The sequence below is a fragment of the Paraburkholderia sp. RAU2J genome, from assembly GCF_003634845.1.
In the GTDB taxonomy this organism is placed as follows: Bacteria; Pseudomonadota; Gammaproteobacteria; order Burkholderiales; family Burkholderiaceae; genus Paraburkholderia; species Paraburkholderia fynbosensis.
Map to the genome: position 1 here is coordinate 1,911,942 of NZ_RBXG01000001.1, position 21,215 is coordinate 1,933,156.

Below are 21,215 nucleotides of genomic sequence, written 5' to 3' on the forward strand. Positions count from 1 at the left end.
TCAGAACGTGTAGCCGACTTCATTCGCGCGGCCTTCGAGCTCGTCGAGCAGCTTCGCGAACGGACGCAGCGGCGCATAGCGTTCGGCCACCTTGCGCGCATAGCCGATGAAACGCGGCAGATCCTTCATGTAGTGCGGCTTGCCGTCCCGGTAGTTGATCCGGCAGAACAGGCCCAGCACCTTGATGTGCCGTTGCAGGCCCATCCACTCGATCTGCCGGTAGAACTCGCCGAAATCGGCATCGACCGGCAGGCCGGCCTTTTTCGCGCGCTCCCAGTAGTACACGAAGCAGTCCAGTTCGAACTCCTCGTCCCAGCCGATGAACGCGTCGCGCAGCAGCGACGCGACGTCGTACGTGATCGGGCCGAACACCGCGTCCTGGAAGTCCAGCACGCCGGGGTTCACAGGATTCGGCGCGGCGGCGATCATCAGATTGCGCGGCATGAAATCGCGCAGCATGAACACCTGCGGCTGCGCACGCGCGCTCGCGATCAGCAGCGCGAACGTGCGATCGAGCACGCCACGCGTTTTTTCGTCGACCTCGCGCGCGAGGTGCCGGCCGATGAACCACTCCGGCATCAGCTCCATTTCGCGGCGCAGGAATGCTTCGTCGAACGGCGGCAGCACGTTTTCGCGCGAACTGAGTTGCCAGCGGATCAGCGCGTCGAGCGCGTCGCGCATCAGCGTGCGGGCGCGGCGCGAATCGCCGGACTGTTGCGCGTCGATCAGCGCAGCGAGGTAGGAAGCGGTGCCCAGATCGGTGACGAGCATCAGCCCGGCGTCGAAATCGGCCTCCAGCACGCGCGGCACGTGCACGCCGGCGGCGTCGAGCAGGCCGGCGACCTGCACGAATTCGCGGGACTTCTCGGGCGGCGGGGCATCGACGGCGATCAGGGTAGTGGCGCTTTCGCCTTCCGCCGCCTTACCGGCGAGCCGGAAATAGCGGCGAAAACTGGCGTCGGACGAAGCCGGGACTAGCGTGTCGAGCTCGAGCGCATAACGCGCCGCATGGCCTTGCAGCCAGGCTTTGAGCAGTTCGAGACGGCTGTCGGTGGAGTCTTGGGTCGTGTCTTGGGAGGAGGGGGGCGTCATGAAAACCGGCAGCAAATTCAGAGGGGCAACGTCTTGCCATATAATACCCCACGACTTTTTTGACGCGACTCACGCCGGCTTTCGCGTGGTCCGCTTCACCGCCCGCCTCATCGTTCGACAGATTGTAAATATTGATGTACAGCCGACTGTCACGGTCGGGGTGTGCAGGCGGTGGATCGTGACTGCAGGAGCTGACGGACGGGCCGATTCGCCAAACGATACATGCCGCCTAGAAAGCTTTCCCAAACGACTCCCTCTTGTGCTGTAGTGCCGCGCAAAAGGCGGCTCGTCGCGGCGTTGATCGCCGCTCCGGGCCTGATGCCCGCGCTCGCGCACGCCCAGCTGGTGGGGGAAGCCGCGCAGCCGCAATCCATCGACATCCCGTGGGGCATGCGGCTTGCCCCGCAGCTCGAGGATCATCCGCTGCAAGCCGGCCAGAGCCCGGCCACGTTCGTGCTCGGCGACAGCGCCGCCGGCACCATCGACCAGGATCTGGCGGTCAAGGGCTCGGGCGAGCTGCGCCGCAATACGGCCGTGATCAAGGCCGACGCGCTGCACTACGATCAGGACACGGACATGGCCGACGCATACGGCCAGGTTCACGTGATCAACAGCGGCAATACCTTCATCGGTCCGGAAGCGCATCTGCGCGTGGATTCGACCGAAGGCTTCATGACCTCGCCGAAGTATCGCTTCAACCTGACGGGCGGCTCGGGCAGCGCGGAGCGTGTCGACCTGCTCGACTACGAGCGCTCGGTATTTACGCGCGGCACCTATACGGCTTGCGCGTGCGAGGACAACCCGGCCTGGTACATCAAGGGCAGCGAGTTCGACTTCGACACTGGCGCGGACGAAGGCGTCGCGCACAACAGCGTGCTGTTCTTCCAGGGCGTGCCGGTGTTCGCCTCGCCCTGGCTGTCGTTCCCGTTGTCGGGCGAGCGGCGCAGCGGGCTGTTGCCGCCCACGTTCTCGCTGAGTTCGTCGAATGGTGTCGAACTCTCGGTACCGTATTACTTCAACATCGCGCCGAATCGCGATCTGACGGTCACGCCGCGTTTGATCTCCAAGCGCGGTGTGCAGTTGCAGAGCACGTTCCGTTATCTGTCGCCCACGTATTCCGGCTCGATCACCGGCGAATTCCTGCCGGACGATCACCTGACCAAGACCAACCGCTACGCGCTGTATATCCAGCACAATCAGAACTTCGGCAACGGGTTCGGCGGCTACATCTACTACAACAGGGTTTCGGACAACACGTATCCGGAAGACCTGTCGTCGTCGGTCAATCAGTTCATGAACGGCACCCAGCTCCTGTATCAGCAGGAAGCCGGGTTGACCTATAACAACGGGCCGTGGTCGGTGCTCGCGCGCGAACAGCACTGGCAGACGCTCGAACCGTCGGTCGCGCCGTACGGCCGTGAGCCGCAGTTGAACGTGAAGTACGCGAAGTACAACGTCGGCGGCTTCGACTTCGGCACGGAAGCCGACTACACGAATTTCCGCATCACCACCGGGGACATGACCCAGGGTCAGCGGGTGCTGTTCAACCCGTACGTGTCGTACTCGGTGGTCGGGCCGGGCTACTTCGTCACGCCGAAGGTGCAGTGGCACTTCGCGTCGTACAACCTGAACAACCTCAGCACCGCCGACGTGGCGCGCGGCACGCCGAAGAATTTCACCGAATCGATCCCGACGCTGAGCTTCGATACCGGGCTGATTTTCGAGCGCTCGGTGCGCGTGTTCGGCACCGATTACATCCAGACGCTGGAGCCGCGCCTGTACTACGTGTACACGCCGTACCGCAATCAGGACAACGCGCCGCTCTTCGACACCGCCGACTCCGACTTCGGTCTCGCGGAAATCTTCACGCCGAACACCTTCGTCGGCAACGACCGGATCGCCGACGCGAACCGCCTGACCGCGGCCATCACCACGCGCTTCATCAACCCGGCCACGGGCGACGAGCGGGCGCGCTTCGTGATCGCGCAGCAGTACTATTTCCAGGACCAGCGCGTTACGCTGCAGCCGAACCAGACCAGCACGCAGGCCACGCATTCGGACCTGATCGCGGGTGCGTCGCTCAAGCTCGGCGCCGGTTTCGCCTCGGAAACGGCGTTCCAATATAATGCCGACAACAATCAGCTGGTGAAGACGAGCGTCGGCTTCGGGTTCAGTCCGGCGACCGGCAAGGTGATCAACGTCGCGTACCGTTACACGCGCGCGAACACCACGCTGGACAACCAGCCGATCAACCAGATCCTGGTGTCGGGACAGTGGCCGCTCACGCATCGCGTGTACGGCGTCGCGCGGTTCAACTACGACCTGGGCGGTCACCGGGTCGTCGACGGCCTGGTCGGCATGCAATACGACGCCGACTGCTGGACGCTCGGCGCCGGCATCCAGCGCTATGCGAACGGCCTGAACACGTCGGGGCAGAATCAGTCGAGTACGCGGTTCCTGGCGCAGTTGACCTTCAAGGGCCTGTCGAGCGTCGATAACGGGCTGATGACCGCGTTCCGCAACAGCGTGGCGGGTTACACGCCGTTGCCGCCGCCGCCGCCGCCGGAATCTCGCTTCACCAATTACGAATGACGCGCGCCCAATCATTTATCGAATGCGAAAAGACGGGCCAGGCGTGCCCGACATCATTGGAGTATCTGTGGCAATCATGAAAAAGCATCGCTTGGCAACGCTTGCGGCCGGTCTCGTCGCCGCGGCGTCTTTCCTCTCGGTCGCGCCGGTTCAGGCGCAGGCGCTGGGCGGCAGTAGCGGCCAGACGGTCGACACCATCGCCGCAGTGGTCAACAACGGTGTCATCACGCGGCGCGAGCTCGACGAGCGCATGAGCCTGATCACGCGCCGGCTGAACCAGCAGAACGCGCCGGTCCCGCCGATGGACCAGCTGCGCCAGCAGGTGCTCAACCAGATGGTGCTGGAGCGCATCCAGTTGCAGAAGGCGAAGGAAGACGGCATCAACATCGACGACGCCGCCGTGCAAAAAACGCTCGAGCGGCTCGCCCAGGCGAACAACATGTCGCTCGAAATGTACCGCGCGCGCATCGAGGCGCAAGGCGTGCCCTGGACCACCTTCACCGGCGACGCGCGTACCGAACTGACGCTGTCGCGCCTGCGCGAGAAGGAAGTGGACAGCAAGGTCACGGTGTCGGACGCCGAGGTGGCGAACTACATCGCCAGTCAGCGTGGCCCGAATGCCGGCCAGACGAGCGACCTGCACCTACAGCATATTTTCGTGAAGGCGCCGCTGAACGCGCCGGAGACGGACATCGAGGCGGCGCAGCAGAAAGCGCAGTCTCTGCTGACCGAAGCCAAGGGCGGCGCCAATTTCGAGAGGCTCGCGAAGTCCAACTCGCAGGCGCCGGACGCGGCAAAGAACAGCGGCGATCTGGGTTTCCTCGCGCCGTCCAAGTTGCCGCCTGAATTCGTCAAGGCCGCGTCGACGCTGCGCCCCGGCGAGGTCAGCCCGGATCTGATCCGCACCAACGACGGTTTCGAGATCGTGCGGCTGGTCGATCGCCGCGCCGGTCAGGGCACGAGCGCGGACGCGCCGAAGCTCGTGCAGACGCACGTGCGCCACATCCTGCTGCGCGTCGGCGACGGCATGTCCGAGCCGCAAGCGCGCCAGAAGCTGCTCGACATCAAGAGTCAGATTGCGGCGGGCGGCGACTTCTCGAAGTTCGCACACACCTACTCGCAGGACGGTTCGGCGTCGCAAGGCGGCGACCTCGGCTGGATCAGCCCGGGCGAAACGGTGCCGGAATTCGAGCGCGCGATGAACTCGCTCCAGGACGGCCAGATCAGCGACCCGGTGCGCAGCGAATACGGCTACCACCTGATCCAGGTGCTGGGCCGCCGTGAAGCGGAAGGCTCGGTATCCCAGCAAATGGATCTGGCGCGCCAGGCCATCGGTCAGCGCAAGGCGGAACAGGCTTACGCCGACTGGCTGCGCGAACTGCGCGACACCGCTTACGTGGAAGTGAAACCCACGCTGTCGAGCGTGCAATAACCATCATGACGAGCGCCGCCCAGTCCACCAGCCTGCCGTTGCAGATCGCGATCACGACCGGCGAGCCCGCCGGCGTCGGCCCCGAACTGACGGCGCAGGCGTTGGCCGGCGCGGCGGCGCACTGGCCGAACGCGCAGTTCACCGTGCTGGGCGACGCGGGTCTGCTCGCCGAACGCGCGCGTGCGGTGGGCGTCGATTGGACCGCGCTGGTGGCGCACGGCCAGCGCGTGCGGGTGCGGCACCAGCCGCTCGGCGCGCCGTCGCGCGCGGGCAAGCTGGACGCCGCCAACGGCCGCTACGTGCTCGATCTGCTCGACAGCGCGATCGACGGCGCGGTGGCCGGCATCTTCGACGCGATCGTCACCGCGCCGCTGCAGAAAAGCACGATCAACGACGCCGGTGTGCCGTTCACCGGCCACACCGAATATCTGGCCGAGCGCACTCACACGCCACGCGTGGTGATGATGCTGGCCGGCACCGGCAAGCGTCCGTTGCGCGTCGCGCTCGCGACCACGCATCTGCCGCTCAAGGACGTGTCGGCCGCGCTGTCGGTCGAGGGTATCGTCGAGACGCTGCGCATCATTGATCACGATCTGCGGCATCACTTCGGCTTGCCCGCGCCGCGCATTCTCGTGACGGGCCTGAACCCGCACGCGGGCGAAAACGGTTATCTGGGCCGCGAGGAAATCGAGGTCATCACGCCGGCGCTCACGCTCGCGAACGACCAGGGTATCGACGCGCGCGGCCCCTATCCGGCCGACACGCTGTTCCAGCCGCGTTATCTCGAAGAGGCCGACTGCGTGCTGGCGATGTTCCACGATCAGGGTCTGCCGGTGTTGAAGTACGCGACGTTCGGCGAAGGCATCAATGTCACGCTCGGCTTGCCGATCATCCGCACCTCGGTCGATCACGGCACCGCCCTCGATCTGGCCGGCACCGGCCGCGCCGACGCGGGCAGCCTGCTTGCCGCGATCGACACGGCGGTGTCGATGGCGCAGCATCGCCGCGCGGGCTGAGCGCGCGCGCCGCAGCGCGGTTTGCGGCGTTTTCCTTTTTCTCAAGCAGTTCTTTTTCTTAGCGTTTCTTCGATGTCCACCAGCAGACAGCAACAGGGCCGGCACCAGGGTCATCTCGCGCGCAAGCGTTTCGGTCAGAACTTTCTGGTCGACATGGGCGTGATCGATTCGATCGTCGACGTGATCCGGCCGCAACGTGGCGAGCGCATGGTCGAAATCGGACCGGGACTCGGCGCGCTCACCGAACCGCTGGTCGAGCGGCTCGCGACGCCGGAAGCGCCGTTGCACGCGGTCGAACTGGATCGCGATCTGATCGGCCGTCTGAAGACCAAGTTCGGCGACCTGCTCGAGCTGCACGCGGGCGACGCGCTCGCGTTCGACTTCGGCTCGCTCGCCGCGCCGGGCGACAAGGCGTCGCTGCGCATCGTCGGCAATCTGCCGTACAACATTTCAAGCCCGCTGCTGTTTCATTTGACGTCGTTCGCGCATCGCGTGATCGATCAGCACTTCATGCTGCAGAACGAGGTGGTCGAGCGGATGGTGGCGGAGCCCGGCACCAAGGCATTCAGCCGGCTGTCGGTGATGCTGCAGTACCGCTACGTGATCGACAAGCAGCTCGACGTGCCGCCCGAAGCGTTCCAGCCGCCGCCGAAGGTCGATTCGGCGATCGTGCGGATGATCCCGTACGAGTTGCACGAACTGCCGCCTGTCGACGAACGCGTGCTCGGCGAGGTGGTGACGGCGGCGTTCTCGCAGCGTCGCAAGATGTTGCGCAACACGCTGGCCGCCTTCCGCGATTCGGTCGATTTCGAGGCGCTCGGCTTCGATCTGCAACGCCGCGCCGAAGACGTGTCGGTGGCCGAATACGTGCGTGTGGCGCAGATCGTGGCGGATAAGGCTTCGTGACTTGTGCGGCCCGCTGAGGCCTCTGATGCCTCTGCGACCCGCGCGCGCCGCTAACTCCTGCTAGGACACCAGCCGCCGCTTCGCCGGCGCATTGACCAGCGCAATGCCGGTCAGCACCAGCACGGCAGCCATCAGAAAGCGCAGGCTGAACGACTCGCCGAGCAGCAACACGCCGAAGGTCACGCCGAACAAGGGCGTGAGAAACGAGAACACCGACAGGCGCGACGCGATATAACGCGTGAGCAACCAGAACCACACCAGATAGCTGACGAACGCGACGACCACTGCCTGGTACGCGAGACTCACGAGCACCAGTGGCGTGACGGTTTCCACGTGAGCCTGGCCGAGCCCGAGTGCGAGCGCGAGCAACACCACCGCCGACACCATCAACTGATAAAACAGCGTCTTGCTGGCGCTCGATTGCGCGAGGCGCGTCGCGCGCACCACCACGGTCGTCGCGGCCCACGCGATGCCGGCCAGCACGCCGAGCGCGTCGCCGGCCGCGCCCGCGAGCGCCGAGCTTCGGGCGGCGGCGCCATGCAGGAAGCCGTCGGCGAACGCCAGCGTCATCCCCGCGAACGCGACGAAGATGCCGAGCCACTGAATCCGCCGCATCCGTTCGCCGTCGACGAACCAGTGCAGCCCGAGCGCCGTGAAGCACGGCGCCGTGTACAGAAACACCGCCATGCGCGACGCGCTGGTCAGCGTCAGTCCGAGAAAGATACAGACGAACTCCGCGGCAAACAGCACGCCTGCCAGCAGGCCCGCGCCGAGCGTGCCGTCGTCGCGAAAGAGCGGCGTGCCGCGTGCGCGCGCCCATCCCCATACCAGCACTGCCGCGATCGCCGAACGCAAGCCCGCCTGAAAGACCGGCGGCAATGCCGAGTTGGTGCTTTTGATCGCGACTTGCTGCAGTCCCCAGATGGCGCACAAGCCGATCATCAGCAGGATGGCGAAGCTATCCGGGGCGCGGTGTGCGGGCAGGGCGGTGGTGCTCATGGGGCGGCGGTGGGGAGGTCGACGAAGCAGTGGAGGGGCGGCGCACAGTATCGGATGCCGGCGCGCCGCAGGTAATCGGTAATCGACCGGATGGACCGGGCTTTGGCCGCGCGGCCGCTGCCTCGCCCATAGGCGCGGATCGTACGATAGCAAAGCCGCCGCGCCCGCAAACGAAGCCTCTACCTTCTACGCGTGCTTCTTTACCGCTGCAAGTTTTTTGTCCACTTCACAACACCCTTGTCAGACTATTTTCTTGACGCTGCCGTTTCGCGCTAAGGTTCGAACAGGTGGGTTTCGTCAGCCCATTCGCATGGACCCGAGAGGACAGCAAGTGCAGCGTTCCGCCACGGCGAACGCGCTGACAATGCGCCAGATCGAATTGCGCCGCCCCACGCCGACGAACCCATCCGCGCACCGCGGAGCCGGTACGAGGAGACGAAATGAAGAACGCAACCAGGTGGGTGGCGGCGATGGCGGCGCTGGGATGTGCGATCGCGCACGGGCAATCGAGTGTCACGCTCTACGGCGTGGTGGATGAGAGCGTGCGTTATCTGACCAACGTGAACAAGGCCGGCGACTGGTCGCTCGGGCTCGGTCCGGGCGGCCTCACGCAGAGCCGCTGGGGCCTGAAAGGCGTCGAGGATCTCGGCGGCGGCTGGTCCACCTTCTTCAAACTCGAAAACCGTTTCAACATCAACAGCGGGCGCAGCGACCCCACCTTGCCGTTCTTCAACGAAGCGCAGGTGGGCGTGCGCTCGAACGCGTTCGGCCAGGTCATTCTGGGGCGCCAGTACAACGTGATGATCGAAGGCATCACGGCGGGCGGCTACGGCAGCAACTGGTGGATTCCGTACGACTTCAGCTTCCAGCCGGAAGTGACGATGACGGGCGGCATCTGGACCAGCAACCAGGTGCAGTATCAGGCGAGATATAACGGTCTCAGCTTCGCGGCCGGTTATGCGTTCGGCGGCAATGCGGGCAATTCGTACGGCAGTCAGATCGGCGCGGCCCTCGCCTATAAACCGGTGGGCGGACCGTTCAGCATCGGCGGCGCGTACGAAGAGTCGAAAGATTCGGTGAACGGCGCGGCGGCGAAAGCGTGGACCTTCGGCGCTTCGTACACGTGGAATCTCACCCGCTTTTCGGCGGGCTATATCGTCAATCAGAAAGACGCCGGATTTTCGAACTTCGCCAACGGACCGTTCACCGCGCCCGTGCTGGCCGCGCTCAAGTACACGGACTTCGCGCGGCGCCGCATGATCATGGGCGGCATCACGCAGCAGGTCGGCAACGTATGGCACTTCGCCGCGAACATCTGGCGCACGTTGCAGGACGGCAAGACCGCGAAGCAGGACGGCTCGGCGTGGCAATATCAGCTGGTCGCCGACTACAACCTGTCGAAGCGCACCGATGTCTATCTGGAAGGCGATTTCGCCCAGTACCGGGGTGACCTGATCGGCGCGCAGCTGCAAGGTGTCAATGGCGTCGGACTCGGGCAGAAGGGCACGCAACTCGGCCTGATGGCGGGGCTGCGGCATCAGTTCTGAGCGCCGCGTGCGCCGGACTCTGCAGCGCCGCGTGATTCCGGGTACATTGACGGTCTCGCTTTACTACGCAACAGGGAGTGCACAATGCGCCTGCTTCACACCATGCTCCGGGTCGGCGACCTGGATCGTTCGATTGCCTTCTACACGGAACTGCTCGGCATGAAACTGCTGCGCCGCGAAGACTATCCGGACGGTAAATTCACGCTGGCTTTCGTCGGCTATACGGACGAACGCGACGGCACTGTCATCGAACTGACGCACAACTGGGACACGCCGACGTACGATCTGGGCAACGGCTTCGGTCACCTCGCGGTCGAAGTCGAAGACGCGTATGCCGCTTGCGACAAGATCAAGGCTCAAGGCGGCACGGTCGTGCGCGAAGCCGGCCCGATGAAACACGGCACCACCGTGATCGCATTCGTGACGGACCCGGACGGTTACAAGATCGAATTCATCCAGAAGAAAAAGTAACGTAGTCGGCGGGGCAAGCTCAAACAATGAACAACAATAATCCCTACTTCGAAAAACTCGGCGACATCCACGCTGAAATCCAGGCATTGTTTGACGGCTCCGCGGATGACGGCGCGCTGCAACGGATCGCGGCGCGCTTTGCGCCACAATTCACGATGGTGATGCCATCCGGCGTCACCGTGGACCACGCCTGCGCGTGCGAGCTTTTCGGCAAGCTGCGCGGGGCGCGTCCAGGCTCGCAAATCACGATTCGCGATATGGAGATCGTCGCCGACTATGCGTCGGGCGCGGTGGTGAAGTATCGCGAATATCAGCGCGACGGCGCGGGCAATGCGAACGTGCGGCGCTCGACGGCGGTGCTGGACCTCGACGCGCACGGCAAGGTGACGTGGCGTCATCTGCACGAGACCTACTGCACGCAGTGATGCGCGAATCCGCGCAACTGGCGAGGGTGGTTGAGTGTTTGCCGCGCTAGCTCAAAGCGTCGGCAGCAATTCCGGCGGATGCGACTTCAGCGTTTGCCGCGCCTCGCGGAATTCCGGAAAAATCGATTCGACTGTTTGCCAGAAACGCGGGCTGTGATTCATCTCACGCAAATGCGCGAGTTCATGCGCGACCACGTAATCGATGATGGACAGCGGAAAGTGAATCAGCCGCCAGTTCAAACGGATCTTGCCATCGCTCGAACAACTGCCCCAGCGCGTGGCCGCTGACGAGAGCGCATACGCGCGATAGTTGACGCCCAGCTTCTCCGCGTAAATGGCGAGGCGCTCGCCGAACAGGCGCTTCGCTTCGCCTTGCAACCAGCCTTGCACGCGGTCCTTGATCTGCTGCGGATCGGCTTGCAACGGCAACGGTACTTGCAGGGCGGCGGCGTCCGCGTTGAACGCGAGCGTGCCTTGCGGCGAGCCGAGCTTCACACGCACCGGTTGACCGAGGTAGGGCACTTCGGCGCCGTCTTTCCAGTCGACTTTCGGCAATGCGCGCTGTTCGACACGCGTTTGCCATTCGATCAGTTTCGTGAAAATCCAGCGCTGTTTTTCGGTGATCGCGGTTTCGATATCGGCGAGCGTGACCCAGCGCGGCGCAGTGATCGTGAGGCCCGTGCTGTCGATTGCGAAACCGATCGAACGGCGTGCCGAACGCTTGAGCACGTAATGCAGCGTGCGCGGGCCAATCGACACGCTGCGCAGCTTGCTGCCGTCCGGTGCCAGCGGCACAGCCGGCTGTTGCCCGGCGGGTGAGCCCGATGAGGGCGCATGCGGCGAAGGCGACGACGACGTCGACCCCGGCTCGGCGAAGAGCGGGAGATCGAGCTGCCGGTTATCGAGCGCCGCAGCGGGCTGCGACGTAGGAGACTTCTGCATCGGATTCGCTTCGCGCAATACGCCTTCGAGGGCGTGGGCGCGTCAGATTGGTGCGGCGGCGGAACGACTGTCCGCCACGTGGTACGCGGCAGGATCGATGCGACGCATTTCAGCTTCGATCCATCGTTCGACGCGCGTGTTGACTTCGTCGGGCGTGAGCCCCGTCGTGTCGATTGGCTTGCCGATCGACACTGTGACTATACCCGCATATTTCAGAAACGAGTTACGCGGCCACACGCGTCCTGCGTTGTGCGCGATCGGCACGACCGGCGCGCCGGTGGCGATCGCGAAGCGCGCGCCGCCGGTCTTGTACTTGCCTTGCTTGCCGGTCGGCGTGCGCGTGCCTTCCGGAAACATGATGACCCAGGCGCCTTCCGCCATGCGCGCCTTGCCTTGTTTGATGACGGATTCGAACGCGTACTTGCCTTCCTTGCGATCGATGTGAACCATCTTCAGCATGCCGAGCGCCCAGCCGAAAAACGGCACGTACAGCAGCTCGCGCTTGAACACGTAGCACAGCGGTCGCGGCATCAACGCCGGAAACGCCAGCGTTTCCCACGCAGATTGATGCTTGGAGAGCAGCACCGCCGGACCGTCGGGCAGATTCTCATAGCCTTCGATCCTGTAGCGGATGCCGTTGAGCCAACGCACCGTGTGGAGCGTCGCACGGCACCACCCTGCCGCCATCCAGTAGCGGTTGTCGGCGCGCAGGAACGGGAACGCGATGAAGCATGCGGTTGCGTACGGCACCGTGAACAGAACGAAGTAGATCAGCAGCAGCAGGGAACGGATGAAGCGCATCGGCGTGGTCAGTGAGGGTTGGGGACGCGCATGGCGCGCGTCACTCTTGTGCATCGGCGAGGAAGTCGAGCGCGAATGCGCGCAGGTCGTCGTGCACGATCGTGCCGTCGGGCAAGCCGCCGGCCGCGAGCGTCTTCTTGCCCTTGCCGGTCAGCACCAGATGAACCGGATGACCGAGCGCCGCGCCCGCTTGCAGATCGCGCATCGCGTCGCCGACGACCGGCGTATTGGCCGGATCGACTTCGAAACGCTCGGTGATCATCTTCAGCATGCCGGGCTTCGGCTTGCGGCATTCGCAGTGATCTTCGGCCGTATGCGGGCAGAAGAATACCGCTTCGATACGCCCGCCGACCGCCGCCGCCATCCGATGCATCTTCAGATGCATCGCATTGAGCGCGTTCATGTCGAACAGACCGCGCCCGATGCCCGACTGGTTGGTCGCGATCGCCACGCGATAGCCGGCCTGGTTCAGACGCGCGATCGCTTCGAGCGAACCCGGCAGGGCGACCCATTCGTCCGGCGTCTTGATGAACGCGTCGGAGTCGACGTTGATCACGCCGTCGCGGTCGAGGATCACCACTTTCTTGATCGGCATGGCGCGGTGCTCAGGCGGCGAGCCGGGAAATGTCGGCGACGCAGTTCATCTGCTGATGCAGCGCGCCGAGCAAGGCCAGACGGTTGGCGCGCAGCGCAGGGTCTTCGGCGTTGACCATCACGTCGTTGAAGAACGTGTCGACCGATTCGCGCAGTGCGGCGAGCGCGGTCAGCGCACTCGTGTAGTCGCGCGCGGCCAGTTGCGTCTGCACGCGCGGCGCGACCTGTTCGAGCTGCGCATGCAAAGCCCTTTCCGCCGCTTCGACGAGCAGCGCGATTTGCACGCCGCCGCTCGCCGCGCCTTCGGACTTCTTCAGGATGTTCGAGATACGCTTGTTGGCCGCTGCGAGCGATGCCGCTTCGCTCAGCGCCGCGAACTCGCGCACCGCATCGAGGCGCGCGACGATGTCGTCAAGATGCGTCGGGTTCAACGCCAGCACCGCGTCGATTTCACCGGCCGCGTAACCGCGTTCGCGCAGCAAACCGCGCAGGCGGTCCATACAGAAGTCGTAGATGGCTTGAGTCGAATCGGCGACGTTCGGCACTGCGGCGAATTGCGCATAAGCGGTGCGCAGCAGTTCGACGAAGTCGACCGGCAGTTGCTTCTCGACCAGAATGCGCAGCACGCCGAGCGCGTGACGGCGCAGCGCGAACGGATCTTTTTCGCCGGTGGGTTGCAGGCCGATGCCCCAGATGCCGACCAGCGTTTCGAGCTTGTCGGCGAGCGCGACGACGGTGCCGGTCGCGGTGGTGGGCAATGCGTCGCCCGAAAAGCGCGGCTGATAGTGTTCCGAGCAGGCGAGCGCGACTTCTTCCGGCTCGCCGTCGTGGCGCGCGTAGTACGTGCCCATCGTGCCTTGCAGCTCGGGGAATTCGCCGACCATGTCGGTGATCAGGTCGGCCTTCGCGAGACGCGCGGCGCGCTTCGCGAGCGTCGCATCGGCGCCGATCAGCCCCGCGATCGCACCGGCCAGCGCTTCGAGCCGCTCGACGCGTTGCAGCGCCGAGCCCAGCTTGTTGTGATAGACGACGTTCGCGAGCAGCGGCACGCGCTCGGCGAGCGGCTTTTTCTTGTCCTGCTCGAAGAAGAACTTCGCGTCGGCCAGACGCGGGCGCACCACGCGCTCATTGCCTTCGACGATATCGCCCGGCGTCGTCGTCTCGATGTTCGACACGATCAGAAAACGCGAGCGCAGCTTGCCGTTCGCATCGGTCAACGCGAAGTACTTCTGGTTTGTCTGCATCGTGAGGATCAGGCATTCCTGCGGCACTTGCAGGAACTCGTCCTCGAAACGGCACGAATAAACCACCGGCCATTCGACCAGCGATGTCACTTCGTCGAGCAGCGCTTCGGGCATCACCACCTGGTCGCCGTTGGCTTGCGCGAGCAGATGTGTGCGGATGACTTCCTTGCGGTCGGCAAAATTCGCGACCACGCGGCCCTTGTGCAGCAGCGTTTCGGCGTAGGCGTCCGCGTGCTGGATCTGCACGAAACCTTCGCAGAGGAAGCGGTGGCCGAGCGTGGTGTCGTCGGCGTCGATGCCGAGCGCGCTGACCGGCACGACATGGTCGTTATGCAGTGCGGTCAGACGATGCGCCGGACGCACGAACTTCACATTGGTGCCGTCCGGACGCTGATAGGTCATGAACTTGGGGATCGGCAGCTTGGCGAGCGTTTCGTCGAGCGCGCTTTGCAGGCCGTCGGCGAGCGTCGCGCCGGGCGCCGCGTAGCGCAGGAAGAACGCCTCGGCCTTGCCGTCCTGCGCGCGCTCCAGGTCGTTCACCGAAAAATCGGGGAAGCCGAGCGCAGCGAGTTTCTTCGCGAGCGGCGCGGTGGGCTGACCGTCTTTGTCCAGCGCGACGGAAACCGGCAGCACTTTTTCGCGCACGTGTTTTTCCGGCGCAACCGGGCGCACGTTCCTGATCGTGACCGCGAGGCGGCGCGGCGTGGCGTAACGTTCGAACGTCAGTTCGCCTTCGATCAGATCGAGCGCCGCGAGGCGCTGCGCGATGCCTTCGGCGAACGCCTCACCGAGACGGGCGAGCGCTTTCGGCGGCAGTTCTTCGGTGAGCAACTCGACGAGCAGGGTAGCTTGATGGGGTTGAGTCATGAGGTGATGTTCTCGTCAGTCCTGGTCGATCTTGCGTTCGACTTTCAGCGGCGGCGCCCACGCGGGCATTGCGGCATCTTGCGCGTCGGTGGTGAGGCCGGGCACGCCGTGCACGGGATTGCCGAGCATCGGGAAGCCGAGCTTTTCGCGCGAATCGTAGTAAGCCTGCGCAACCAGACGCGACAGCGCGCGAATTCGGCCGATGTACGCCGCACGTTCGGTGACCGAAATGGCGCCGCGCGCGTCGAGCAGATTGAACGTGTGGCCCGCTTTCAACACGAGTTCGTAAGCGGGCAGCGCGATCTGCGCTTCGATCATGCGCTTCGCTTCCGCTTCGTAGCTGTTGAAGAACGTGAACAGCAGATCGACGTTCGCGCGTTCGAAGTTATACGTGGACTGTTCGACTTCGTTCTGGTGATAGACGTCGCCGTAAGTGAGACGGCGCATTTCCGGACCATTCGGGCCTTGCTCTTCCCACTCGGTCCACACGAGGTCGTAGACGTTTTCAACTTTCTGCAAGTACATGGCGAGGCGTTCGAGCCCGTACGTGATTTCGCCGAGCACCGGCTTGCAGGCCAGACCGCCCACTTCCTGGAAATAGGTGAACTGGGTCACTTCCATGCCGTTCAGCCACACTTCCCAGCCCAGACCCCAAGCGCCGAGCGTCGGGTTTTCCCAGTCGTCTTCGACGAAGCGCACGTCGTTCTGCTTCAGGTCGAAGCCGAGCGCTTCGAGCGAGCCGAGGTACAGGTCGAGGATGTTTTCCGGCGCGGGCTTCAGCACCACCTGGTACTGGTAGTAGTGCTGCAGACGGTTCGGGTTTTCGCCATAGCGGCCGTCCTTCGGTCGGCGCGACGGCTGCACATAAGCGGCGCGCCACGGCTCGGGGCCGATTGCGCGCAGGAACGTATGAACGTGGGACGTGCCCGCGCCGACTTCCATGTCGATCGGCTGGAGCAATGCGCAACCCTGCTTGTCCCAATAGGACTGCAGTGTCAGGATGATTTGCTGAAACGTGAGCATGAAGTGCCTTTCGGGCATGGGGCTCCCCGCCAGGCGCCGGAGCGCGCGAGGTGGCCGTGGAGCGAAGTGCTAAACCGGAGATTTTAACGGAAAGGCAAGGGGGCGTCCGTTTTACGGGGGTCGGACGCGGGCGGGATGCGGTTTTTGAACGACAAAGGGCCGCTTCGTGCGGCCCTTTGTCGTTCGTCATACGTCGTTGGTCATACGCCGTTCGTCATGCGTTGTTGGTCGGCAAGCGGATCACGTCGCGGCCCAGTTCCATCTTCGGCGAGAACGAATCGCTTTGCGCCACCGGCCAGTACTGCTCGAACAGCGAGTAGCGATACTTGCTGTTGAGCAGATCGTTCGGTTCGAGATACTTCAGCAGATCCGACATCAAGCGCACCTCATGCGACGACACGCGCTGCACGATGTGATGCGCGCGCAGCTCCGCCGGATGCTTCAGCCCCGCGGCCTGAATGATTTCCTTCAGCGCATGCAGCGTGTTGTAGTGGAAGCTGAACACGCGGTCGGCCTTGTCCGGCACCACTAGCGCGCGCTGGCGCACCGGGTCCTGGGTCGCGACGCCGGTCGGGCAGCGTCCGGTGTGGCAGGTTTGCGCCTGAATGCAGCCCACCGCGAACATGAAGCCGCGCGCCGCGTTGACCCAATCCGCGCCGATCGCCAGCGTCTTGGCGATATCGAACGCGGTGATCATCTTGCCGCTCGCGCCGATGCGGATGCGCTGCCGCAAGCCGGTGCCGACCAGCGTGTTGTGGACCAGCAGCAATCCTTCCTGCAAGGGCACGCCGACGTGATCGGTGAACTCCAGCGGCGCCGCGCCGGTGCCGCCTTCCGCGCCGTCCACGACGATGAAGTCCGGCAGAATCCCCGTTTCCAGCATCGCCTTCGCAATGCCGAAGAATTCCCACGGATGGCCGATGCACAGCTTGAAGCCGGTCGGCTTGCCGCCCGACAGCGTGCGCAGGCGGTCGACGAATTCGAGCAGGCCGCGCGGCGTCGAGAACTCGGAGTGAGTGGCCGGCGAGATGCAATCGCGGCCCATCGGCACGCCGCGCGTCTCCGCGATTTCTGGCGTGATCTTGGCGGCCGGCAGCACGCCGCCATGACCCGGCTTCGCGCCTTGCGACAGCTTCACCTCGATCATCTTCACTTGGGGTTCGGCGGCCTGCTTCGCGAACTTCTCCGCGCTGAAGCTGCCGTCGTTGTTACGGCAGCCGAAGTAGCCCGACCCGATTTCCCAGATGATGTCGCCGCCGTGCTCGCGGTGATACTTCGACATCGAGCCTTCGCCGGTGTCGTGGGCGAAGTTGCCTTTCTTCGCGCCGAGGTTCAGCGCCATGATCGCGTTGGCCGACAGCGAGCCGAAGCTCATCGCGGAAACGTTGAAGATCGACATCGAATAGGGTTGCGCGCGGCCCGGGCCGACGACGATGCGGAAGTCGTGGTTATCGAGCGTGGTCGGCGCGAGGGAGTGGCCGATCCATTCGTGGGCGTTGGCTTTGACGTCGAGCAGGGTCCCATACGGGCGGCTGTCGACGTCGTTCTTCGCGCGCTGATAGACGATGCTGCGCTGAGCGCGTGAGAACGGTTTCTCGTCGGTATCGCCTTCGACGAAGTACTGGCGGATTTCCGGGCGGATGGACTCGAACAGAAAACGGCAGTGGCCCCACAGCGGATAGTTGCGCAGAATCGCGTGGCGCCGCTGCGTCAGGTCGAAGAGGCCGAGCGCGACGAGCGCGAGCGGCATAAGGATCCAGAACCCCGAAATATGATGCGTCGCGGCGAGCGCCGCGCAGACGGCGAGCAGTACGATTGCGCACCACATGGCCAGATAACGTCGAGAAAACATGGAGACTCCAGTGCAATGAAGATCGTCGCGGAGGTTTCGCCGGCGCGCTCGGCGCAGACGGAATCCACCGCGAAGTAAAACTGACGGCTGCTTGTTAGGGTGAAGCCGGCGTCAGCGCGGAGCGCCGACGCATGGGTGCGGCGTGGAGGTAGAAGCCCGAAGGCGAGACCTGAAAATGATGTGTGAAGGCGAAGCGCAGCATGGTTCCAGTGTGAAGGCGAAGCGGGAGCGGCGACCGCGAGTGTGGCTGAACCACCGCACGGCTCGCCGGCGTGCGTCGCTTAACGCGTGCTCAGCAGTGCCGCCTTTTGCGGCTGGCGGGCGGCCGGTTGCCCCGTCACCACATGTTCGATGATGCCGCCGCCGAGGCACACTTCGCCATTGTAGAGCACCGCTGATTGCCCTGGTGTGACAGCCCATTGCGCGGTGTCGAAAGTCAGTTCGAAGAGGTCTTCGCCGCCGTTCGCCGCGTTGGTATCTGCCGCATGGGTGCTCGCCGCGTTGATGCCCGCCGCACGGATGCCCGCCGCATTGATGCCGCCCGCGCTGAATGTGCACGCCGCGTCCGCCTGCCGGTAGCGCGTTTTCGCGCCGCACGCGAAACCTTCCTCCGGCGGCTCGCCCGCAACCCAGCTCGTATTGCCTGCGCTCAGCGTATGGCTGAGCAGCCACGGATGATCGTGGCCTTGCGCCACGTACAGCGTGTTCGACGCGATATCCTTGCCGGCCACGAACCATGGTTTGCCGCTGCCGTCCTTGCTGCCGCCGAGGCCGATGCCCTTGCGCTGGCCGAACGTGTAGAACGCGAGACCGATGTGTTCGCCGACCACTTTGCCGTCGGTGGTTTTCATCGGGCCCGGTTTGGTCGGCAGATAGCGGTTCAGGAAGTCGCGGAACGGCCGTTCGCCGATGAAGCAGATGCCGGTCGAATCCTTCTTCTTCGCATTCGGCAGTGCAATCTGCTCGGCGATTTCACGCACCTTGGTCTTGGGAATCTCGCCCAGCGGAAACAGCGTCTTCGACAATTGCGCCTGGTTCAGCCGGTGCAGGAAGTACGACTGGTCCTTCGTGTGGTCGAACGCCTTCAGCAATTCGAAGCGGCCATTGTTCTCGCGCACGCGCGCATAGTGGCCCGTCGCGATGGTTTCCGCGCCGAGCGACATCGCATGGTCGAGGAAGGCCTTGAACTTGATTTCGGCGTTGCACAGCACGTCCGGATTCGGCGTGCGGCCGGCCGAGTATTCGCGCAGGAATTCGGCGAACACGCGGTCCTTGTATTCCGAGGCGAAGTTCACCGCTTCGACGTCGATGCCGATCAGGTCCGCCACCGACACCACGTCGATCCAGTCCTGCCGCGTCGAGCAGTATTCGCTGTCGTCGTCGTCTTCCCAGTTCTTCATGAACAGGCCGACCACGTCGTAGCCCTGTTCCTTCAGCAGCCACGCGGTGACCGACGAATCGACGCCGCCCGACATGCCTACTACGACTTTCTGCTTGCTCATAAGATGCTCACTGGGTGCTGCATGACTGCATGGATCGCGGGATGGCCGCTCGTGTCGGCGCGCGCGAGGGTTATCTTTTGGGCCCGACCGAATGCGTATGCACGAAGTCGAGCGGGAAACGCCGGCCGGCGAGGTAGTCGTCGACGCATTGCATGACGAGCGGCGTGCGATGCCGTTCGGGGCATGCGCGCAATTCGTCGGCGCTCATCCACAAGGTGCGGACGATGTCCGGATCGAGCGCGCGCTGCGGCTCCGGTTCGCCGCCTGCGCCGCAATAGGTAAAGCGCAGGTAGGTGACGCCCGCGCTGCCGGGCCGCTCGAAGTGGGCCATGTACAGGCCGACCAGCGCCTCGGGCGTGAACGGATGGGCGGTTTCCTCGAGCGTTTCGCGGCTCACCGCCTGCTGAAGCGTTTCGCCCGCTTCGAGATGGCCGGCGGGCTGATTCAGGCGCAAGCCGTCGGCGGTATGTTCCTCGACGACGAGAAAGCGCCCCTCACGCTCGATGATCGCCGCGACGGTCACGTGCGGCAGCCAGGTTTCCGGTTTCATGGCTGCGCATTTTACCGTTTATGGGCCTGGGCTGCCGGGAATCGGCCAGTGGCGGCCCATGGCAGGCCGCACGGCCACCCCCGGATTGTCCCCGATTTCTGTGCACCCCCCGGTTTCGGTTAAAGTGAGGCGTTAGCCGTTGCAATTGCAAGCCGGCGTGCCTCGTCGGCCAATCTGTCGTCAAACAGGAAGTCGAGGAGGAACACGATGCATATCGGAGTGCCAGCCGAGACGCGCGCGCACGAAACCCGCGTCGCCGCGACGCCCGAAACGGTCAAGAAGTACGTGACCCAGGGCCACCGGGTCACGATCCAGAGCGGCGCGGGCGCCGCCGCGAGCTTTCCTGACGAGGCCTTCACGGCCGCCGGCGCGGAGATCGTCGATGCGGCCACCGCCTTCGGCGCCGATCTCCTCCTCAAAGTCCAGTCTCCCACCGATACCGAGTTGCCGCTCCTGAAGCGCGGCGCGACGCTGGTCGGCATGCTCGACCCGTTCAACGCCGAGAACGCGCGCAAGCTCGCCGAGGCCGGCGTCACCGCGTTCGCGCTCGAAGCCGCGCCGCGTACGACCCGCGCGCAGAGCCTCGACGTGCTGTCGTCGCAGGCGAACATCGCGGGTTACAAGGCGGTGCTGCTGGCGGCGACGCTCTATCCGCGTTTCATGCCGATGCTGATGACCGCGGCCGGCACCGTGAAAGCTGCGCGTGTGCTGATTCTCGGCGCGGGCGTGGCGGGCCTGCAGGCGATCGCGACCGCCAAGCGCCTCGGCGCGGTGATCGAGGCGTCGGACGTGCGGCCGGCCGTGAAAGAGCAGATCGAGTCGCTCGGCGCGAAGTTTCTCGACGTGCCCTACGAAACCGACGAGGAGCGCGAAGCCGCGCAAGGCGTCGGCGGCTATGCGCGGCCGATGCCGCCGTCGTGGCTCACGCGTCAGTCGGCGCTGGTCCATGAGCGGGCGAAGCAGGCGGACGTGGTGATCTCCACCGCGCTGATTCCGGGCCGCGCCGCGCCGACGCTGATCTCGGTCGACACCGTGCAGGCGATGAAACCGGGCTCCGTCCTGGTCGATCTCGCGGCCGGACGCGGCGCGGAGTACGAGGGCCGGCGCGGCGGCAACTGTCCGCTGACCGAGGCGGACCAGGTGGTGCTCAGGCATGGCGTGCAGATCGTCGGCTATACGAACCTGGCGTCGATGGTGCCCGCCGACGCGTCGTCGCTCTACGCGCGCAACCTGCTCGACTTCCTCAAGCTGATCATCACGAAGGAAGGCGCGCTGAACATCGATCTCGCGGACGACATCGTCGCGGCCACGCTGCTGGCCCGTGATGGCGCAGTCACGCGCACGGCCTAGAGGAGAACGG

At 64.6% G+C, this 21,215-nt stretch carries 18 protein-coding genes; 8 read left to right on the forward strand and 10 right to left on the reverse strand.

Annotated elements, in window-relative coordinates; genetic code table 11:
- Entirely contained in the window at positions 1-1,092 is a 1,092-nt protein-coding gene (locus tag B0G69_RS08835; RefSeq protein ID WP_121316530.1) for a phosphotransferase, read from the reverse strand.
- Between the two features lie 222 nt (positions 1,093-1,314).
- Here B0G69_RS08835 and B0G69_RS08840 point away from each other — a divergent pair, with 222 nt between their 5' ends.
- The 4 genes from B0G69_RS08840 (at position 1,315) to rsmA (ending at position 7,038) form a co-directional block, all read left to right on the forward strand.
- Entirely contained in the window at positions 1,315-3,684 is a 2,370-nt protein-coding gene (locus B0G69_RS08840) for an LPS-assembly protein LptD (protein ID WP_121316531.1), read from the forward strand.
- Positions 3,685-3,751: 67 nt separating this feature from the next.
- Complete coding sequence (locus B0G69_RS08845; protein WP_121316532.1) at positions 3,752-5,116, forward strand: peptidylprolyl isomerase; 1,365 nt, start codon at positions 3,752-3,754, stop codon at positions 5,114-5,116.
- Between the two features lie 5 nt (positions 5,117-5,121).
- A complete protein-coding gene (gene pdxA, locus B0G69_RS08850) occupies positions 5,122-6,132 on the forward strand; it encodes a 4-hydroxythreonine-4-phosphate dehydrogenase PdxA (RefSeq protein WP_121316533.1) in 1,011 nt (336 codons plus the stop codon).
- A 72-nt stretch (positions 6,133-6,204) separates the two neighbouring features.
- On the forward strand, positions 6,205-7,038 hold the full coding sequence (rsmA, locus tag B0G69_RS08855; protein ID WP_121316534.1) for a 16S rRNA (adenine(1518)-N(6)/adenine(1519)-N(6))-dimethyltransferase RsmA: 834 nt from the start codon (positions 6,205-6,207) through the stop codon (positions 7,036-7,038).
- Between the two features lie 60 nt (positions 7,039-7,098).
- On the opposite strand, the gene B0G69_RS08860 is transcribed toward rsmA, so the two are convergent.
- Positions 7,099-8,037: a DMT family transporter gene (locus B0G69_RS08860; protein ID WP_121316535.1), complete on the reverse strand. Its 939-nt coding sequence runs from the start codon at positions 8,035-8,037 to the stop codon at positions 7,099-7,101.
- A gap of 440 nt (positions 8,038-8,477) precedes the next feature.
- Here B0G69_RS08860 and B0G69_RS08865 point away from each other — a divergent pair, with 440 nt between their 5' ends.
- The 3 genes from B0G69_RS08865 to B0G69_RS08875 all read left to right on the forward strand — a co-directional run bounded on the left by B0G69_RS08865 (position 8,478) and on the right by B0G69_RS08875 (position 10,480).
- Entirely contained in the window at positions 8,478-9,584 is a 1,107-nt protein-coding gene (locus B0G69_RS08865) for a porin (RefSeq protein ID WP_121316536.1), read from the forward strand.
- Positions 9,585-9,668: 84 nt separating this feature from the next.
- Positions 9,669-10,055 (forward strand): lactoylglutathione lyase, encoded by a 387-nt coding sequence (gene gloA, locus B0G69_RS08870; protein WP_121316537.1) that lies wholly within the window; start codon positions 9,669-9,671, stop codon positions 10,053-10,055.
- 26 nt (positions 10,056-10,081) lie between these two features.
- A complete protein-coding gene (locus B0G69_RS08875; RefSeq protein ID WP_121316538.1) occupies positions 10,082-10,480 on the forward strand; it encodes a hypothetical protein in 399 nt (132 codons plus the stop codon).
- A gap of 51 nt (positions 10,481-10,531) precedes the next feature.
- Here B0G69_RS08875 and B0G69_RS08880 read toward each other — a convergent pair whose 3' ends face one another.
- The 8 genes from B0G69_RS08880 to B0G69_RS08915 all read right to left on the reverse strand — a co-directional run bounded on the left by B0G69_RS08880 (position 10,532) and on the right by B0G69_RS08915 (position 19,855).
- Positions 10,532-11,422, reverse strand: coding sequence for a SprT family zinc-dependent metalloprotease (locus tag B0G69_RS08880; RefSeq protein ID WP_121319244.1), 891 nt, complete (start codon positions 11,420-11,422; stop codon positions 10,532-10,534).
- 42 nt (positions 11,423-11,464) lie between these two features.
- The gene (locus B0G69_RS08885; RefSeq protein ID WP_121316539.1) at positions 11,465-12,223 is read right to left on the reverse strand and encodes a lysophospholipid acyltransferase family protein; all 759 of its coding nucleotides are present in this window, start codon (positions 12,221-12,223) and stop codon (positions 11,465-11,467) included.
- Between the two features lie 40 nt (positions 12,224-12,263).
- Positions 12,264-12,818: a D-glycero-beta-D-manno-heptose 1,7-bisphosphate 7-phosphatase gene (gene gmhB / locus B0G69_RS08890; RefSeq protein ID WP_121316540.1), complete on the reverse strand. Its 555-nt coding sequence runs from the start codon at positions 12,816-12,818 to the stop codon at positions 12,264-12,266.
- Between the two features lie 10 nt (positions 12,819-12,828).
- Complete coding sequence (gene glyS, locus B0G69_RS08895) at positions 12,829-14,928, reverse strand: glycine--tRNA ligase subunit beta (protein WP_121316541.1); 2,100 nt, start codon at positions 14,926-14,928, stop codon at positions 12,829-12,831.
- 15 nt (positions 14,929-14,943) lie between these two features.
- Positions 14,944-15,951, reverse strand: coding sequence for a glycine--tRNA ligase subunit alpha (gene glyQ, locus B0G69_RS08900; protein WP_121319246.1), 1,008 nt, complete (start codon positions 15,949-15,951; stop codon positions 14,944-14,946).
- 214 nt (positions 15,952-16,165) lie between these two features.
- Positions 16,166-17,803: an FMN-binding glutamate synthase family protein gene (locus B0G69_RS08905; protein ID WP_121316542.1), complete on the reverse strand. Its 1,638-nt coding sequence runs from the start codon at positions 17,801-17,803 to the stop codon at positions 16,166-16,168.
- Between the two features lie 281 nt (positions 17,804-18,084).
- The gene (mnmA, locus tag B0G69_RS08910) at positions 18,085-19,305 is read right to left on the reverse strand and encodes a tRNA 2-thiouridine(34) synthase MnmA (protein ID WP_121316543.1); all 1,221 of its coding nucleotides are present in this window, start codon (positions 19,303-19,305) and stop codon (positions 18,085-18,087) included.
- A 70-nt stretch (positions 19,306-19,375) separates the two neighbouring features.
- Positions 19,376-19,855 carry an NUDIX hydrolase gene (locus tag B0G69_RS08915; RefSeq protein WP_121316544.1) on the reverse strand — a complete coding sequence of 160 codons (480 nt, stop codon included), beginning with the start codon at positions 19,853-19,855 and terminating at the stop codon, positions 19,376-19,378.
- Between the two features lie 207 nt (positions 19,856-20,062).
- Here B0G69_RS08915 and B0G69_RS08920 point away from each other — a divergent pair, with 207 nt between their 5' ends.
- Entirely contained in the window at positions 20,063-21,205 is a 1,143-nt protein-coding gene (locus tag B0G69_RS08920) for a Re/Si-specific NAD(P)(+) transhydrogenase subunit alpha (RefSeq protein ID WP_121316545.1), read from the forward strand.
- Positions 21,206-21,215 lie beyond the last annotated feature (10 nt).

Excerpts from the sequence above, each read along its gene's own strand:
- B0G69_RS08835 (WP_121316530.1), bottom strand. The coding sequence starts at position 1,092 with ATGACGCCCCCCTCCTCCCAAGACACGACCCAAGACTCCACCGACAGC.
- B0G69_RS08860 (WP_121316535.1), bottom strand. The coding sequence starts at position 8,037 with ATGAGCACCACCGCCCTGCCCGCACACCGCGCCCCGGATAGCTTCGCC.
- B0G69_RS08885 (WP_121316539.1), bottom strand. The coding sequence starts at position 12,223 with ATGCGCTTCATCCGTTCCCTGCTGCTGCTGATCTACTTCGTTCTGTTC.
- mnmA (WP_121316543.1), bottom strand. The coding sequence starts at position 19,305 with ATGAGCAAGCAGAAAGTCGTAGTAGGCATGTCGGGCGGCGTCGATTCG.
- B0G69_RS08905 (WP_121316542.1), bottom strand. The coding sequence starts at position 17,803 with ATGTTTTCTCGACGTTATCTGGCCATGTGGTGCGCAATCGTACTGCTC.
- glyQ (WP_121319246.1), bottom strand. The coding sequence starts at position 15,951 with ATGCTCACGTTTCAGCAAATCATCCTGACACTGCAGTCCTATTGGGAC.
- gmhB (WP_121316540.1), bottom strand. The coding sequence starts at position 12,818 with ATGCCGATCAAGAAAGTGGTGATCCTCGACCGCGACGGCGTGATCAAC.
- pdxA (WP_121316533.1), top strand. The coding sequence starts at position 5,122 with ATGACGAGCGCCGCCCAGTCCACCAGCCTGCCGTTGCAGATCGCGATC.
- B0G69_RS08840 (WP_121316531.1), top strand. The coding sequence starts at position 1,315 with ATGCCGCCTAGAAAGCTTTCCCAAACGACTCCCTCTTGTGCTGTAGTG.
- B0G69_RS08875 (WP_121316538.1), top strand. The coding sequence starts at position 10,082 with ATGAACAACAATAATCCCTACTTCGAAAAACTCGGCGACATCCACGCT.
- glyS (WP_121316541.1), bottom strand. The coding sequence starts at position 14,928 with ATGACTCAACCCCATCAAGCTACCCTGCTCGTCGAGTTGCTCACCGAA.
- B0G69_RS08915 (WP_121316544.1), bottom strand. The coding sequence starts at position 19,855 with ATGAAACCGGAAACCTGGCTGCCGCACGTGACCGTCGCGGCGATCATC.
- gloA (WP_121316537.1), top strand. The coding sequence starts at position 9,669 with ATGCGCCTGCTTCACACCATGCTCCGGGTCGGCGACCTGGATCGTTCG.
- B0G69_RS08880 (WP_121319244.1), bottom strand. The coding sequence starts at position 11,422 with ATGCAGAAGTCTCCTACGTCGCAGCCCGCTGCGGCGCTCGATAACCGG.
- B0G69_RS08920 (WP_121316545.1), top strand. The coding sequence starts at position 20,063 with ATGCATATCGGAGTGCCAGCCGAGACGCGCGCGCACGAAACCCGCGTC.
- rsmA (WP_121316534.1), top strand. The coding sequence starts at position 6,205 with ATGTCCACCAGCAGACAGCAACAGGGCCGGCACCAGGGTCATCTCGCG.
- B0G69_RS08865 (WP_121316536.1), top strand. The coding sequence starts at position 8,478 with ATGAAGAACGCAACCAGGTGGGTGGCGGCGATGGCGGCGCTGGGATGT.